Raw genomic sequence first — 15,425 nt, forward strand, 5'->3', positions numbered from 1 at the left:
CGTCAATCCTTCCGCGGGTGGCGAGGGGCTACCAGAACTGACGACGTGGCGGAGGATTTCTGAGCGGTGAAGCCGCTGACACCGAGGCGGTCCAACTCGCGGACCGCCTGGGTGTAGATGAGGCCGGTCTCGGCCATCAACATGCGGATCTCGCCCCGACGCTTGCGATTCTGGCTGGACATACGAATCCTTCCAGCGAAGTCCCCACGTCACTCCGCCGACAATGATCTGTGTCCAGCGGGCTCTCGGGTCGTGCTGCGTCGGAGCCGCTTGTCCTCACCGTCGTCGTGACGTGGACACGATCGACTCGGAGTCGGGCCAGCACGGTGGCCAACCCTCACTTTACCAGTCACCAGATCCGGACTTTCGTGAACGGCCACCCTCTCCGCCCCCGCGAAGCAGGTCGGCCGCGCCCAGCGCACCGTCTTCGCCGGCGGGGCGTCGGCGATACTGTGGGCGTGGAGTACGTGTCCAGAGTGCCGCGGCCGCCGCTGGACGGGCTGATCGACGACCTTTACTACCTGGAGGGTGCGCCGCCGTACGCCCGGCTGATGCTGCCGCCGATGCCGGCGGCGTTGCTCATCGTCAACCTCGGGGCGCCGTTCCGCATCCGCGCCGGCACCGACATCGAGACGGCCGAGTACGCCGATGGCTGCGTGGTCACCATGCCCACCCGCGCCTTCGAGTTCGGCTATCCGCCGGGGACCCGGTCAGTCGGCGTGCACTTCAAGCCGTGAGGGCTGGCGCCGTTCCTGCCGATGCCCGCGGCCGAGCTGTGTGACCGGCCAGTGACGGTGGAGCAGGTTTGGGGCCGGCCCGCCATTGCCGAGCTGCGGGACCGGCTGGCCACGGCGGCCGGGCCGTACGAGATGCTGACGCTGCTCGAGGAGGAGCTGATGCGACGGCTGTGCGAGACCGCCGGTCTGGGGCTGGTCCGCCATACGAGCAGCGTCATCGCGGCGACCAGCGGGGCGGTGGCGATCGGCGACCTGAGCGTGGCAGCCGGTGTCAGCAGCACTCATCTGGCGCAGCGGTTCAAGGAGCTCATCGGCGTCACGCCGAAGCGACTGGCCCGCACCTACCGCTTCACCGCCACCGTATTCGCGATCAACCCCGCCGGACCGATCGACTGGGGCGACCTCGCCGGTGGCGCAGGCTACTTCGACCAGGCCCACTTCGGCCACGAGTTCCGGGCGTTCACCGGGCTCACGCCGACCCGGTACGTCGAAGTCCGGCGGCGGTTCCTGCGCGAACATCCCGGCCACGCGCTGGACGGCTGGCCGCTGCCGGCCGATTGATTTCTTACAAGAGTGCCAGCTCACGACACGCTAATTTTGGGGGCACCCCAAAGCAGAGGAGAGCTCCGTGGGCAAGGTGGTCATGTACAGCTCGGTGTCGGTGGACGGCTTCGTCGCGGACGAGAATGACCAGCCCGGACCGCTGTTCGACTGGTTGTCCAGCGGTGACGTCCCGTTGGACGAGAGCGGCGCGCTGAAGGTGTCGCAGACGTCCTACGACTACACCCGGGCGTACTGGGACCAGATCGGAGTCACGATCGTCGGCCGCCACGTCTTCGACCTGACGGACGGCTGGGACGGGAAGCCTCCCAGCGGGATCGACCACGTGGTCGTCGTGACGCACCGGCCGGAGCCCGAGGGCTGGGACCCCGAGGCGCCGTTCCACTTCGTCGACGGTGTCGAGGCAGCCGTGGCCAAGGCGCAGGAGCTCGCGGGTGACCGCATGGTCGAGGTCGCCGCCGGCGACGTCGGTGGCCAGGTGCTTGCCGCGGGCCTGGTCGACGAGGTGCGCATGGACGTCGTACCCGTCGTGTTCGGGTCCGGCAAGCGCTACTTCGGGTCGGTCCACGCGCAGCACCTGCTGGAGGATCCTGACGTGATGATTCAGGGCAACCGGGTCCTTCACCTGCGCTATCAGGTGCGCCGTTGACCGATCTGAGCGGGTACGCGAAGAAGTCCACTGCGAACGGTGACACAAGATCGGGCCTCCGGCTGCGTTTGCGCATCGCTGTCCCTGGTCGGGCAGCCGACGCCGATCCGCCCCAGCAGCTCACCTGCGGCCAGTTCAACTCAAGATCACTGGTTGCCGGTTTCCGTCGTATCTTGGCCGACCCCCGAACGGACTTGGCCTGAGCATGGCCGGATCCAGGTCCAACTGCTCCGCAACCAAGGCCACCGCGCCGGGTGGGACTGCCAGCGGGTCCTCGGCCAGGAACACCCCGACGGATAGGGATCTCCTATGTCATACCGTGACGAGGGTTCGGGCGCGGTGGAAGTCTGCGGGGAGGGCGCTGCCGGTCAGGTCCCAGACCCATAGGCCGAAGAAGGCTCCGGTGAAGCCCAGGGTGCGTAGGCCACCTGCGTCGATGTCTTCGGCGTGCTCGTCGGAGACCACGGTGGCGTCCAAGGGCTGTCCGAACTCCTGCCAGGTGCCCTCCAGCCGGACGCGGGTGCGCAGCAGCGGGCCTTGGAGATCCAGGGCGAGGCTGATCGGGGCGGTGTCGGTATCGGGCAGGGGCAGGCCGCCGTCCTCATCGACGGTGGTGACGCCGCGGTCGCAGGTGGCGCGGTGGAGCACGGCCTGCCCGGTGTCGTCTGCGGTGATGTGGAGGAAGTGCCAGTTGCGGGTGTTGTAGTAGAGGGTCACGCCGGCCAGGTGCTGGAAGCCGAGGGGGCGGAACTCGATGTCGGCTTCGAAGGTGGACCACGGGGCGGGGACGCGGCGGGCGACGAGGCTGGGGCCGATGAGGCTCTGGGGTGAGCGGCCGCCCCGGATGCGCAGGTGGGAGGGGCGTTCGGTCAGCGAGAGCCAGTCGGGGGCGGCGTGGCGCCGGAGCGTGGACCACTGTGGGCCGAGGTTCGGGGCGTCGAAGTCGTCGTCCTCGGCGGGCGGCAGGGCGGGGGTGAGGGCGGTGTCCTCCGCTGTGGAGCGGACCTGGTCGTGGCCGACGGGCACGGTGATGGCCGGACGCCCGCCGGGAACGCGGGGCCAGCCGTCGTCGGTCCATTCCACCGGGGCGATGGCGGTCTCGCGGCCGAGGATGCACGGGCCGCGCCGGCCGACGGGGCGGGCGGCGAGATAGGCGATCCAGGTACGGCCGTCCGGCATGGTGAACAGGCTGCCGTGCCCGGCTTTCTGGAGCGGAAGGTCGGGGTCGTGGAGCGAGGTGAGCAGCGGCCCGGCGGGGTCGGTGACGTACGGGCCGGTCAGGTGGCGGGAGCGGGCGACGGTGACCCGGTGTTCCCATCCGGTGCCGCCGTCGGCGGTGGTCAGGTAGTACCAGGGGCCGCGGCGCAGCAGGTTCGGTCCCTCGATCCAGCCTGCCCTGGGTGGGAGCTGGATGCGGACCGGGTCGCCGGTCAGGCGGCGGGCGGTACGGTCGTAGCGGACGGCTTCCAGGCCGGCGCTGCCGCCATGGCCGGGGCGCCAGTCGTGGACGAGGTTGAGCAGCCAGCTGTCCGGCCCGTCGTGGAAGAGCGACGGGTCGAACCCGCGCGAATGCAGGGGGACGGGGTCCGACCAGGGACCGATGGGGGCGGCCGCGGTGGTCAGCAGGTTGGGGCAGTCGGTGAAGCCGCCCGCGTAGGTGGACACGTTGCTGTAGACGAGGTGGAACAGGCCGTCCGCCCAGGTCAGGCTGGGAGCCCAGACGCCGCCGGAGTCCGGTGTGCCCTCCAGTCGCAGCAGCCGGTCCGCGCCGAGCGCGCCGCCGAGCGGGTCCCAGCGCACGAGGTCGCGGGAGCGGTGGATGCGGACGCCCGGACTCCACTCGAAGGTCGAGGTCGCCACGTAGACCCAGCCGTCAACGACCACGGCCGACGGGTCGGGGTGCGATCCAGGCAGTACCGGGTTGCGTATGGCCGGTGCCGACGGTTGTGTCATGCGGTCCTTTCCGACCACCCGCCCCCGCCCATCGGGAAGGGGCACCAGAGGAGTTCAGCGGCAGTCGGCCGGGCCCGCGCCGAATGCCGCGCGGTGCTGCACGGCAAGGACCAGCACACCATGAACGACACCCACGACAGCCACAGCACCGGCAACGCGGTCACAGCCGTCGCCGACGCCTCCGTCGCCACTACAGCTGGTGAACGCCGCGCCGTCGACTCCGCCACCCGCACCTTCGTCGCCGCCCACCGTGGCCTTCCCCGGCGCGCCGCAGCTGGTGGTGCGCGAGGTTTCGTCGGGCAAGGCCTCGCCGTACTCGCCGCGACGCACCGCGGCCCGATCATGCAGGCCCGGATCGTGCAGGACCTGGTGGGCGGAGTCGGCGTCGGGGACGGCCCCGGCGAGCGCGTCCTGGGTGGCGCTGCCTGCCAGTTCCTCAACCCCGAGAAACGGTGCGGCGTTATCCTGGGGGCGTGGTCTCAGGTGATGATCCCCGCACGACCGACACCCAAGTCTCCATCATCTCGGCAGTTGGCGCGCAGGGTTTGACTCCCGTGGCTGACATTCGACATGCCGACACGCAGATCTCCGGGTTCTCGCCTGTCAGCGGGCAGACCGTTCCGCCGGGTACGGGTCGCCCGGCCGTACGGTATGGCCGAGAAACCATGATCGCGGGCATTCTCCTCGGCCGTGCTCCAGGCACGCTGAGCTCTCACCATGCGAAGGCCTGGGCCACCAGCCTGCTGCGGACGCGGCTGCTGCCCTGGAAGGAAATCGAAGAGGACGGCTGGCACACCACCAGTGACCTGCTCATCCAGCAGTACGCGCTCTTCCCCGACCGCGACTGGATCCTGCTAGGCGGGGTCGTGCGGGCGCCCCGGCCGCCCGCGGCCACGGACGCGTACATGCTGGCGTGGGCTGAAGAGGCGCTCGGCTTGGCCGATCCTCCGGCCTGGCTGCCCGGACCGGAACATGACGGCACATGGTATGCGGCCTTGCCCGACAGGACGCCCTAGGTGTAACTGACGCGACTGTCGGCGCCCGGCGAAGCAGGTCCACGCCGACAGACAACGATGGCGCCAGTCGTCTGGATCAACCAGCTCGGCGTCGATGGCCCGCTGTACGTGCCCACCCTTTTCGCTCTGCGCTACCCCCGGAACCATCATCAACAGGCGGCGGTTCAGCGCATCCCGGGAGCCAGGTCGCCCCGGACCAGGCCCGTGCCGTCCGGCACGGCCGCCGGGTCGCTGCCGAGGTGGACCGGCCGGTTGTGCTGGTCGACGAAGACGACGCTCGGCTTCAGCGCATCGATCTCCGCCTCGGCCACCAGCGCGTACGCGATGATGATCACGAGGTCGCCCACGTCGATGAGCCGGGCCGCGGCCCCGTTGATCCCGATCACTCCGGAGCCCGCCGGGCCCTCGATCACGTACGTGGACAGGCGGTTGCCGTTGTCGATGTCGACGATGTCGACCTTCTCGCCCTCAACCAGGTTGGCCGCGGCCATCAGGTCCGCGCTGATCGTCACCGACCCGACGTAGTGCAGGTCCGCCTGCGTGACGGTGGCGCGGTGGATCTTCGACTTCATCAGCGTACGGAACATCATCCCCCACAGGGTCTGCGCGGTCCCTCGTAGTGGGCCCCCAAGGCGCCTTGATGGTATGTCACCACCGAGGGGCCACCGCCATCCGGGGATCACTAAGGTAACGCGGGGCGCCGCTGACCTGCGTACCGGGACTATGGCAGGCGTTGTGCTCGCAGGACGGTGTCGTGGGTGTGGTGTGTGCCGACGAGGGCCGGGACGGTGCGGGGGCGGGCTTTTGATCAGGACGTGCCAGGTGTGGTCGAGCAGTTGTGCGATGTCGTCGGGCTGGTAGTTGTCGGCGGGGTCGAAGCCCTGCTCTGGGCGTGGGGCCAGATCAGCGGGGGCGTGGGTGGCGAACAGCAGCGTGCCGCCGGGGGCGACGGCGTCCAGCAGGCCGCGCAGCGTGGCGTGGTGCGGCTGGCGCCGGAGCGGGAAGTACTGGATGGATACCAGGTCGAAGGCGCCTGCTGGGGGTGCCGTGGTGGTGAGGTCGGCCAGTGCCCACGCCACTCGGCCCCTGACGTCCTTGGCCGCGGCGCGTTGCAGGGCGATCTGGGAGATGTCGACTGCGGTGACCTGCCAGCCGTGCCGGGCGAGCCAGAGTACGTCGGCGCCTTCACCGCATCCGACTCCGAGCGCCTGACCGGTGGCAGGCCGGTGATCTCGGTGCCCTTCCTGCATTGTCGCTCGCGCGCGTGCCTGTAACCCGTCCCGGCATGACAAATTACTGCGCAGAAAGGTAATTCCCGACGAGGTGCTCGATATTGGTTTCCGGTGGCTTACCGGACCACACGATCGAGCCGCGACTCATGCACAGGATATGGTCGGCAAAGTGGAGTGCGTTCTGCGCATGTTCCTCGACGAGCAGAACGGCGGTGCCGAGGGAGCTGAGTGCGACGATCGCGTCAAGCACCTGCTCACCGACAAGTGGGGCGAGGCCGAGGGTCGGCTCGTCGGCGATCAGCACACTGGGTGGCCGGGCGAGGGCCGGTGCGAGGCTGAGCATCTGCTGCTCTCCACCGGAGAGGAGACCGGCTGCCTGGTTTCTGCGTTCACCGAGGATCGGGAAACGCTCGTATACGAGTTTTCGTTGCTCTTCTTCCTTGAGCAGGACCAGAAGGTTCTCCTCGACGGTCAGGCCGGGGAAGACACCACGCGCTTCGGGGATCAGGAGAAAGCCGCTGCGCGCACGCGAGTAGGTCGGCACGTCGGTCATGTCGGTTCCGCCGAGTACGACCGAGCCGGCAGTCTGGCCGACCAGCCCGGCCGCCACCGCGCATAGTGTCGATTTCCCTGCGCCGTTCGGCCCGATGAGCGCCGTCACTGTTCCGGGTTCGAGACGAAGTGTGACTCCGTGAAGGACTTCGACACCGTCGTAGCCGGCGACGACATCCTTCATCTGTAGCGCGACGTCGGCAGACGCTGCGGTCACGATCGGCCGCTCTGTCGCATTGGTGTCGTGCTCGTGGACTTTGGGGCTCGCAGAATCGCGGCGCTTGGCGAGCTTCTGGTTCCCGACCAGGGGAAGGATGCCGTCGGGTTCCTGTGCGAGCTGGATCGCCCCGAGGCCGGCGAGGATCGGCAGGAGGTGGGGCGAGTTGAGCAGGTCGTTGACCCATGAGCCGGGCGCGATGCTCGCGAGCGCGTGGAAGACCGCGTTGCCGCCGGCGAACGCCAGGCCCGCGAGCAGGGCGCCGCCAGGCCGGCGGATGCCGAACAGCACGGCCAGGGCGAGCCAGAACAGGCTTGTCATGGGTGGTGCGGTCGAGTTGCTCACCTGGAAGCTGAAGAGACCGAGCAGAACGCCTCCGAGGCCGGCGATGCCTGCGGCGAAGGCGAATACGAAGATCCTCGTCCGGTTGACACGAATGCCGGATGCTGCCGCGGCCACCTCGGAACTGCGGATGGCCAGCATGGCACGACCTGACGCCGATCGGGAGAATCCGTGGATCGCGAGGGTGATGAGTCCGAACACCGCCAGGAACAGCAGGATCTGGTCGGGCAGTTGGGACGCGTCGAAGTAGGGCTGCGGTCCGGGGAGCAGCAGGTCGTGGATCTGATTGAGCCCAGGAATGTCGAGGGCGGGCTGCCTGATCGCCCAGCCGCTGTCTCCGTTCCCGATGCTCTGCTGCGGGAAGATGACGGCCGCTGCGACGAGTGCGACGGCGAGGGTGCCGAGCGCGAGGCTGATTCCGCCGAGTCGCGTCATGAGGAAGGCGACCAGCAACCCGGCGCCGGTGGCCACGCCGACGCCGACCAACACCGCCCAGACGAAAACGAGTTCACCATCGTGGACGATGAGCGGGATGTCCGTTCCCCACTGGTGAGACAGTACCCAGCCCGCAGCGAAACCCCCGGCCGTGACGAAGGTCGCCTGAGCGAGGCTGACCATTCCGCCGAGTCCGGTGACCACGACGAACGACAGAAAGATGACCGACACAGCGAGGCCTTGGGCGATCCAGGTCTGGGTGTAGGTGCTCGCCTGAAGCACGTCGACGGGCACCCACTGAAGGCCGTACGCCAGCAGGATCCCCGTCCAGATCAGCCACGGCAGGCGGCGGCGGAGTGGGGACAGCGATGATCGGTGGTCGGGTCGCGGGGACTCTTCTGCCACGGTTCCGCCCCGCCGCGAGCGGTCCTTGCCGAAGATCATCAACAGGATCAGGGCGAGGATGAACGGGACCGCGCCCTTCAGGCCGCTCAGGCTGCTGATGGTGTCGGGCAGGAAACGGTCGCCGTACCCTGCGATCCAGTTCTGCACCACCCCCAGCGCCAGACCGCCGGCGAAGGCGATGGGGATGGACCTGAGCCCGCCGAGCACGACGCCCGCGAGTGACCCCAGCACCACGAGGGTGTAAATGCCCTCGGTGAGCGAGAAGAGCGGTGCCATGAGTACGCCGCCCAGCCCGGCGAGCACCATGGTGAGAACCCAGGCGACGGCCGAGGCGCGAGCCGAATTCACTCCGCGCAACTCGGCGAGGGATTCACGGTCGACCACCGCCCTCATCTCGAGGCCGACGCCGGTGCGGCGGATGACGTACCAGAGTGCGACCGCGGAAATGCCGGCGGCGATGAACACCGCGAGTTGGTCCGAGCTGATCACGATGTTCGGCAGCGGCTGGAAGAGACGTGCCGGGCTCGGGCCGATGCCGGGGACCGCCGTGCCTTCCTGGACCGCGGCGTTGTCGGCGAAGCCGATTCCGAGAACATCGCGACCGAGGGTGACACACAGCCACATCACCAGGTTGGGCAGGGCGATCAGCAGGCCGATGGTTCCGACGATTCGCGCGTAGAGCGGTGCGCGGGCCAGGCGCCGGAGCATCAGGCGGTCGAGGAGGAACCCGAGGAGCGGCGCGAAGACGAAGACGCTGACGATGAAAGCGAGCGCGGCGGGCCAGCCGAGGCCGGTGTTCAGTTGGTAATAGAGATACGCGGTGGCGAACGCGATGGCGCCGTGGGCGAGGTTGAAGAGCCCGGAAGTGGTGTAGGTCAGGACGAGCCCGGACGCCATGATCGAATAAATGGCGCCGGTGACGAGTCCGGACACGGTGAGGTTAAGGAACTCTCTCATGCCGTCCGCACCTTCTCGCCGCTGTGATCGGCGCCTAGATACGCGACGCGAACAGCCGGGTTCCGCTTGATGTCTTCGGGTAGCCCTTCGGCGAGGACGGCGCCCTGATTGAGAACGATTACCCGGTCGCTGTGCTTCATCACGAACGCCATGTCGTGTTCGACGAGGACGATCGCGCATCCTGCCCCGGTGAGGGCCTGGATCTGCGCACCGAGCCGGCCGACTTCGTCGTCATCGAGCCCGGAGGCCGGTTCGTCGAGGAGCAGCAGCCGGGGTTGATCGATGATCGCTCGCGCGAGTTCGACCATGCGGGCGACCCCGATGGGGAGGCCGGCGGCCAGTTCACGACGGACGCCCTGAAGCCCGCACAGTTCGACGACTTCGGCGACCCGGCGTCGGCGGCTCTTCTCGCGGCGCCCGCGGGCGGGGAGGGAGAAGATGTCGCCGAGGAAGCCGCCCCCTCCTCCCCCGCAGTCGAGTGGAACGAGAATGTTGTCCTCGACGCTGAGCCACCCGAAGGTCTGCACGCGCTGGAAGGTTCGCCGCAGTCCCTTGCGGGCGCGCTCCGCTTCAGATCGGCCGGTGACGTCACGCTGGTCTAACAGCACGCGGCCCTGGTCCGGACGGCGGACGCCGGCTATTACGTCGAACAGCGTCGTCTTGCCGGCTCCGTTCGGACCGATAAGGCCGAGGGTTTCGCCTCCGAGGACTGAGAAGCCCACGCCGTTGAGCGCATGAATGCCGCCGAAGCGCACGCTGATGTCTTGGAGTTCCAGGATTGGTGATGACTGGCTGGTGGTGTGCAACTGAACTACCTCGGGCTCGGCTGGTTCGATGGAGCGCGTCAAGAGACGGGGAAGCGCTGCTCAAGGCACTGGAACGGCTGAACCGTCTTCCACTCGGTGCCGGTGGCCTGGAGGAGAGCGCGGCAGCCGGTGGCGACCGAGGATGCGTCCGGGTATCTGGTGGGGCCGACCAGGTCCTTGATCTCGAATGTCATCGTCGAGGCGGCGTCGCGGACGGCCCGCGGCGTGATGTTCCGCGCCCCGCCGTTGGCCGCGATCTTGAGGGCGTCGATGAACATCGAGGCTCCGAAGTAGCCGGCCACGGCTCCGATGTCGATCAGCTGGTCGGGCTTGACAGTCTTGAGGTCCGCGCGCATTTGGTCGGCCGCCGGGGTGGACTCGTTCGGATTGGCCCACGCGACCGGGACGACGCTGCCTTCCATCGGCTTCAGCACGGCGTCAGACCAGAGACTGTGCGCGTAGATGCCCTTGAAACCGTTGGCCTTGAGAAGCGCGTATATCTGGACGCAGTCGGCCGAGAGGTAGCACTGAATGACGTCGGGCGCCTGTCCGTTGTTCGAGTTCAGGAGCTGCTGGACGTACGGCGTGAAGTCGGAGACCGGCGGCGGCGGAACCATCGCCTTGGAGAAGACGACATCGAAGCCGGTTCCCCTGAGCTCGGCCTCGCCGTACTTGGCCGTGATCCGTCCGGACTCGGTGTCGCTGCTGAACATGGCGATCGTCGGCTTGGTGGACCCGGTCTTGTCGACCGCGTACCTGTAGAGCAGGCCGAAGGCGTCGGGGAGTTCCTTGGGATCGGCCGGCGTGAGGCAACCGGAGAAGCCGAAGCCCCACAGCTGCTCGGGCTTGTCGGAGCAGTAGGTCGGGTCGATGCCGAATCCGAAGTACGGCACCTCCTGCTGCGCGTAGTACCGGCCGGGAGAGGTCATGGAGACGTTGCCGACGATGGCGAAGATGTTCTCGGACGTGACGAGACGGCGTGCTTCGGCGAGCGAGGTGGCGGGGTTGGCCTGGTCGTCGACGAACGCCCTGTAGTCGATCGTGATCCCGTCGAGCTCGTTGTCCTTGTTGAACCGCTCGATGCGGGCCTTGGCACCCCACTCGGCGGACGGCATCTGGGACTTGACTCCCATTCCCGCGACCGTGATGGTCTTGCCGTCGAAGCCTCTGACCGGGCCAGATGAACCGGGCGAGCCGGACGATGTCTGGCCGTCCGGGTTCCCGCAGCCGCTGAGCACGGTTCCGAGGGCAACCGCTGCGATCATCGCGGCCCGCGATGCCCGGTTCCAGTTGGTGAGTCTCACGTCTTGCCTTTCCTTTCAGCCCAGCACCGAGAGGGCGAGGGTGGTGCCCAATTGTGATACGGTATTCCCGTATCGTAAAGAGTCGCATGCCTGATTTTTTGAGGACGGGCTGCCTTCGTCGACTCGCAAGGGAGCTGGCAATGGAACTGGCTGGAAGGCGTGCGCTCGTCACCGGCGGAGCGTCCGGAATCGGCTTGGCGACGGTTCGCCGACTCGCGGCCGAGGGCGCGACCGTCGCCGTGGCGGATCTCGACGTGGATCGGGGCACGCGGGCGGCCGAGGAGGTGGCCGGCCTCTTCCTGCGAATGGACGTAGGCGACCCGGTGCAGGTGGCCGAGGGTTTCCACGCCGCCGCCGCCCGTCTGGGCGGGCTCGACATCGCCTATCTCAACGCCGGCGCGAACACCGGCGAGGCGGATATCGCGGCGCTGACCGACGCTCGGTATCGCCGAGCCCTCGCGGTCAACGTGGACCAGATGGTGTTCGGAACCCGCGAAGCCGTGAAAATCATGACGGCCGGCCGGGGAGGGGCGATCCTGGCGACATCCGGCCTGGCCGGCCTCTTCGCATACGCGCAGGATCCGATCTACTGCATGGCCAAGCATGCCGTCATCGGGCTTGTCCGAGGTCTCGCCCCGACGCTGACTCAGCACAAGATCACGATCAACGCGATCTGCCCGGGCGTGGTCGCGACTCCGCTGGTGAGCGAAGCCGCGACAAAGTACCTCAACGAGGTCGGGCTTCCCCTGCTCCAACCGGCGGACATCGCGACCGCGGTCGTGCGCGCGATCAGTTCGGGCGGCACCGGTGAGGCGTGGATCTGTCAGCCGGGGTCGGAGCCGCTTCCACTCGGGGAGCGCATCACGCTCGCGGAGGTCGAAGAGCATGTGCGCCGGATGGAGGCAGCGCTCTACAGCCCCGACTTTCCACGAAATTAAGGATCTGGCAATGAACTCCATACATGAGCTCGCCGGTCACGACGACCTCGCGCCACTGCTTCACGGCGCCATCGAACTGGAGCGATCCGCCGCCGGTGGCGTGCTTCCCCACCGGCTCCCCGACTGGGCCCGCGCCCAGGCGGACGGCCAGCTCGCCATGGCCGAATCGCAGCCGTCCGGTGTGCGCCTGGTATTTCGCACCCGGGCGAACGTCATCGAACTGGACACCGTGCCGACCAAACTCGGCTACGTAGGCGCGCCACCTCGGCCCGAGGGCGTCTATGACCTGGTCATCGACGGCGCGCTCACCGCTCAGGCAACCGCGACCGGCGGAAACTCCCTGACTGTCGACATGATGTCGGGCACCTCGACATTCCAGCCTGGCGCGCCGACCACCGTCAGGTTCGATCAGTTGGGTACGAGCGAGAAGACCGCCGAGATCTGGCTCCCGTGGAACGAAACTACCGAGATCATCGCATTGCGCACCGACGCTCCCGTCTCCGCCGTTCCGGTCGGCGGCCGTCGACGCTGGCTGCATCACGGAAGCTCGATCAGCCACGGATCGTTCTCAAGCAGCCCGACCGCCACCTGGCCCGCGACCGCCGCGGCGCTCGGCGAGGTCGAACTGACGAACCTGGGCTTCGGGGGTAGCGCGCTGCTCGATCCGTTCACCGCGCGGACCATCAGGGATACGCCCGCGGACCTGATCAGCGTCAAGATCGGCATCAACCTCGTGAACACCGACCTGATGCGGCTGCGCGCCTTCGCCCCGGCGGTCAACGGCTTTCTCGACCTGATCCGCGAAGGCCACCCGGACACGCCACTGCTGGTCATCTCCGCGATCTGCTGCCCGATCCACGAGGACACCCCCGGCCCGACCCTTCCGGACTTCTCCGCCATGAAGGAGGGCGGACTCAGGTTCCGCGCCGCCGGCAACCCTGACGAGGTGGCAGCCGGGAAGCTGACCTTGAATGTGACCCGGTCCGAGCTGAAGCGAATCCTCGAAGAGCGCTCGAAGAGCGACCAGAACATCGCATACCTGGACGGCCGGGAACTCTACGGCGAGTCCGACGCCATCGATGTCCCGCTGCCCGACGACCTCCACCCCGGCCCCGAGACGCAACGACTCATCGGTGAACGGTTCGCCCGGCTGGCCTTCGAGCCCGGTGGAACCTTCGGCGACGCACGCTGATTGAATAACGATACGAGAATACCGTATTGTTAATCGGGAGAGCCCGACAGGAATGAAGGACGGATCACCAAGATGGAGAACGCGTTCCCCAAGGCCGGCCACGCCCTGGCACCTGAGGATGTCGCCGAGTACGAGCGCCGCGTGGCGGCTGTGCGTGCCGCGATGCGGCAAAAGGGCCTCGACGCCCTCGTCGTGGGCGACAACCCGTACGGCCTGGAGGCCGGGTTCCGGGCCGGCGCCTACCTATCGGGCTTCGGCCTGAGATGGCCGCTCTACTACACCGTGGTCGTCCTCCCCCTTGAGGGCGAGGCGACCTTGGTCCTGTCGCCGGGCCCCGGCGGCGGCGCGCTGGCCAAGGCACGCGACCGCACGTGGATCAAGCAGATCGTCGGCACGTCGGCGAAAACCCCCGAGGAGAACGCGCGCACGTTCTTCGGCCTGCTGGGCGCCACCTACGACCAGGACGTGATCCCCACGCTGAAAGGCTACGGGCTGGAGCAGGGCCGCATCGGAACCATCGGCGCCTGGCCGGGTCTGGAAGAGACCAAGGCGGCGCTTCCGAACGCGTCATTCGAGATCGCGGACTCGATACTCAAAGGCATCGCGACCACGATCAACTCGGCCTGGGAGGAGACCCAGCTGACCTACAGTCAGCGGGCGGCCGAGGCGACCATGCGCGCGCTGGCGGAGGCCGCCCAGCCCGGCGTCACCTATCGGGATGCGTTCCGCGCCATGTACCGCACGTTGGTCGACCATGAGATGAACGCCTACCCGCTGTTCTCGGTCATGACCGGCGAAGGGAAACCATGGTGGCCGTTCGACCCTGGATACGAACTTCCCGACGACCGAATCCGCGAAGGCGACATGATCGGCGGCGAACTGCCCGTCACCTACCGCGGCTGGCATGTGCAGTACTGCCGCACCTGGGTGGTGGGTGAGCCGAGTAAGGCGCAGACGCACGTGCTCGATGGCCTCAAGGCCGTCCAGGAGACGATGCGGGACAGGTGCCGGGTGGGCATGACCGGTGACGCCCTGTGGAAGGTCACCCTGGACGCGTGCGACAAATACGGCTTCGAGCCGATCGCACGCTCCGGCCACTGGATCGGCTACTGGTCGGCCGGCGAGCTCGGGAAGATCAGTGGTGACCGCGACGGTCATTTCCAGGAGACATCTCTTCAGTTCATGCCTGACAACCCCATGACCGTCGAGGAGGGGATGGCCGTCGTGATTCACCCGACCGTCGTGCACCGAGCGACCAACTATTTCGGCATCCTGGGCGACACGGGCATCGTACGAAACGGGAACGTCGAGTACCTGACGTCGCCCAGTGAACTGCCATGACAACCCCACCGCGCCCGCGCGACCGGTACCTGCGCACGACCGGCACCGTGGAACTCACCGGTGTTCAGGCGCTCGTGCGACTGCCGATGGACGCGCGTCGATGGGACAAAAACGCCGGCCGTGCGACAGCCGCGTTCATCTCCGGCTATGAAGGCTCCCCCCTGGGCGGATACGACCTCGAACTCGCACGCCAGACACCGCTGCTGGAAGAGCTGGACATCGTGTTCCGGCCGGGCGTCAACGAGGAACTCGCCGCGACATCGGTGCAGGGAACCCAACTTGCCTCGGCCAGACCCGAGAAGAGGTTCGACGGTGTCAGCGGATTCTGGTACGGAAAGTCGCCCGGCCTGGACCGGGCGGCGGACGCGATCCGGCACGGCAACCTGGGCGGAACCCACCCCGCCGGCGGAGTGGTCGCCCTCGTAGGGGACGATCCCGCCGCGAAATCGTCCACCGTTCCCGGCTCGTCGGAAGCGCTGCTGGCCGACCTCGGGCTCCCGATCCTGTATCCGTCAGACCCGGCGAACGCGCTCTGGCTGGGCATGCACGCCGTGGAGATGTCCCGCGCCAGCGGCCTCTGGGTGTCCCTGAAAATCGCCACCAATGTCGCCGACGGCACCGGCCAGGTCGATCTCGACGCCTTCGCGTTCGCCCCGATCCGCCCCGAGATCATCCTCGACGGGAAGCCATACCGGCACGAAGTGACGGCCAGGCTCCTCCAGCCCGCGCTCACCGGGCTGGAGGAGAGCCGCAACGGCGTCCGGCTTGAGATCGCCCGCCGCTACGCG

The 15,425-nt window shown here is 67.9% G+C and carries 14 protein-coding genes and 2 pseudogenes; 9 read left to right on the forward strand and 7 right to left on the reverse strand.

Annotated features, from left to right (window positions below; all coding sequences use genetic code 11):
* Positions 1 to 2 precede the first annotated feature (2 nt).
* Positions 3 to 182 carry a hypothetical protein gene (locus KIP79_RS08850; RefSeq protein WP_214104204.1) on the reverse strand — a complete coding sequence of 60 codons (180 nt, stop codon included), beginning with the start codon at positions 180 to 182 and terminating at the stop codon, positions 3 to 5.
* Between the two features lie 276 nt (positions 183 to 458).
* Between KIP79_RS08850 and KIP79_RS08855 the strand changes: the two genes are divergently transcribed.
* The 3 genes from KIP79_RS08855 (at position 459) to KIP79_RS08865 (ending at position 1,947) form a co-directional block, all read left to right on the forward strand.
* On the forward strand, positions 459 to 737 hold the full coding sequence (locus KIP79_RS08855; protein ID WP_214104205.1) for a hypothetical protein: 279 nt from the start codon (positions 459 to 461) through the stop codon (positions 735 to 737).
* 21 nt (positions 738 to 758) lie between these two features.
* A complete protein-coding gene (locus tag KIP79_RS08860; RefSeq protein ID WP_214104206.1) occupies positions 759 to 1,298 on the forward strand; it encodes an AraC family transcriptional regulator in 540 nt (179 codons plus the stop codon).
* A 67-nt stretch (positions 1,299 to 1,365) separates the two neighbouring features.
* Positions 1,366 to 1,947 carry a dihydrofolate reductase family protein gene (locus KIP79_RS08865; protein WP_214104207.1) on the forward strand — a complete coding sequence of 194 codons (582 nt, stop codon included), beginning with the start codon at positions 1,366 to 1,368 and terminating at the stop codon, positions 1,945 to 1,947.
* Between the two features lie 312 nt (positions 1,948 to 2,259).
* Here KIP79_RS08865 and KIP79_RS08870 read toward each other — a convergent pair whose 3' ends face one another.
* Positions 2,260 to 3,900, reverse strand: a complete 1,641-nt coding sequence (locus tag KIP79_RS08870; RefSeq protein ID WP_214104208.1) for a glycoside hydrolase family 43 protein — start codon at positions 3,898 to 3,900, stop codon at positions 2,260 to 2,262.
* A 93-nt stretch (positions 3,901 to 3,993) separates the two neighbouring features.
* Here KIP79_RS08870 and KIP79_RS08875 point away from each other — a divergent pair, with 93 nt between their 5' ends.
* On the forward strand, positions 3,994 to 4,449 hold the full coding sequence (locus KIP79_RS08875; protein WP_214104209.1) for a hypothetical protein: 456 nt from the start codon (positions 3,994 to 3,996) through the stop codon (positions 4,447 to 4,449).
* Between the two features lie 5 nt (positions 4,450 to 4,454).
* The gene (locus KIP79_RS08880) at positions 4,455 to 4,916 is read left to right on the forward strand and encodes a hypothetical protein (RefSeq protein ID WP_214104210.1); all 462 of its coding nucleotides are present in this window, start codon (positions 4,455 to 4,457) and stop codon (positions 4,914 to 4,916) included.
* 164 nt (positions 4,917 to 5,080) lie between these two features.
* Here KIP79_RS08880 and panD read toward each other — a convergent pair whose 3' ends face one another.
* From panD to KIP79_RS08905, 5 genes and pseudogenes are all read right to left on the reverse strand, one after another.
* Complete coding sequence (panD, locus tag KIP79_RS08885; protein ID WP_214104267.1) at positions 5,081 to 5,503, reverse strand: aspartate 1-decarboxylase; 423 nt, start codon at positions 5,501 to 5,503, stop codon at positions 5,081 to 5,083.
* A gap of 366 nt (positions 5,504 to 5,869) precedes the next feature.
* Positions 5,870 to 6,166 (reverse strand): annotated as a pseudogene (locus KIP79_RS46625) (class I SAM-dependent methyltransferase); the annotation flags it as partial.
* 43 nt (positions 6,167 to 6,209) lie between these two features.
* Positions 6,210 to 9,056 (reverse strand): ABC transporter permease subunit, encoded by a 2,847-nt coding sequence (locus KIP79_RS08895; protein WP_214104211.1) that lies wholly within the window; start codon positions 9,054 to 9,056, stop codon positions 6,210 to 6,212.
* Positions 9,053 to 9,862: an ABC transporter ATP-binding protein gene (locus KIP79_RS08900; protein WP_250212883.1), complete on the reverse strand. Its 810-nt coding sequence runs from the start codon at positions 9,860 to 9,862 to the stop codon at positions 9,053 to 9,055. Before KIP79_RS08900 ends, KIP79_RS08895 begins: the two co-directional genes overlap by 4 nt.
* Before the next feature lie 38 nt (positions 9,863 to 9,900).
* Complete coding sequence (locus KIP79_RS08905) at positions 9,901 to 11,166, reverse strand: ABC transporter substrate-binding protein (RefSeq protein ID WP_214104212.1); 1,266 nt, start codon at positions 11,164 to 11,166, stop codon at positions 9,901 to 9,903.
* Between the two features lie 140 nt (positions 11,167 to 11,306).
* Here KIP79_RS08905 and KIP79_RS08910 point away from each other — a divergent pair, with 140 nt between their 5' ends.
* From KIP79_RS08910 to KIP79_RS46630, 4 genes and pseudogenes are all read left to right on the forward strand, one after another.
* Positions 11,307 to 12,104: an SDR family NAD(P)-dependent oxidoreductase gene (locus KIP79_RS08910; protein WP_214104213.1), complete on the forward strand. Its 798-nt coding sequence runs from the start codon at positions 11,307 to 11,309 to the stop codon at positions 12,102 to 12,104.
* A 10-nt stretch (positions 12,105 to 12,114) separates the two neighbouring features.
* Positions 12,115 to 13,296 (forward strand): SGNH/GDSL hydrolase family protein, encoded by a 1,182-nt coding sequence (locus tag KIP79_RS08915; protein WP_214104214.1) that lies wholly within the window; start codon positions 12,115 to 12,117, stop codon positions 13,294 to 13,296.
* 72 nt (positions 13,297 to 13,368) lie between these two features.
* Positions 13,369 to 14,637 (forward strand): M24 family metallopeptidase, encoded by a 1,269-nt coding sequence (locus tag KIP79_RS08920; protein WP_214104215.1) that lies wholly within the window; start codon positions 13,369 to 13,371, stop codon positions 14,635 to 14,637.
* Positions 14,634 to 15,425 (forward strand): annotated as a pseudogene (locus KIP79_RS46630) (indolepyruvate ferredoxin oxidoreductase family protein); the annotation flags it as partial. The gene KIP79_RS08920 and the pseudogene KIP79_RS46630, both read left to right, overlap by 4 nt.

This window comes from Acrocarpospora catenulata, assembly GCF_018476525.1.
GTDB lineage: Bacteria > Actinomycetota > Actinomycetes > Streptosporangiales > Streptosporangiaceae > Acrocarpospora > Acrocarpospora catenulata.

Bases quoted from the DNA above. Each gene is read 5' to 3' on its own strand.
- KIP79_RS08850 (WP_214104204.1), bottom strand. From the start codon at position 182: ATGTCCAGCCAGAATCGCAAGCGTCGGGGCGAGATCCGCATGTTGATG.
- KIP79_RS08860 (WP_214104206.1), top strand. From the start codon at position 759: ATGCCCGCGGCCGAGCTGTGTGACCGGCCAGTGACGGTGGAGCAGGTT.
- KIP79_RS08870 (WP_214104208.1), bottom strand. From the start codon at position 3,900: ATGACACAACCGTCGGCACCGGCCATACGCAACCCGGTACTGCCTGGA.
- panD (WP_214104267.1), bottom strand. From the start codon at position 5,503: ATGTTCCGTACGCTGATGAAGTCGAAGATCCACCGCGCCACCGTCACG.
- KIP79_RS08895 (WP_214104211.1), bottom strand. From the start codon at position 9,056: ATGAGAGAGTTCCTTAACCTCACCGTGTCCGGACTCGTCACCGGCGCC.
- KIP79_RS08910 (WP_214104213.1), top strand. From the start codon at position 11,307: ATGGAACTGGCTGGAAGGCGTGCGCTCGTCACCGGCGGAGCGTCCGGA.
- KIP79_RS08915 (WP_214104214.1), top strand. From the start codon at position 12,115: ATGAACTCCATACATGAGCTCGCCGGTCACGACGACCTCGCGCCACTG.
- KIP79_RS08920 (WP_214104215.1), top strand. From the start codon at position 13,369: ATGGAGAACGCGTTCCCCAAGGCCGGCCACGCCCTGGCACCTGAGGAT.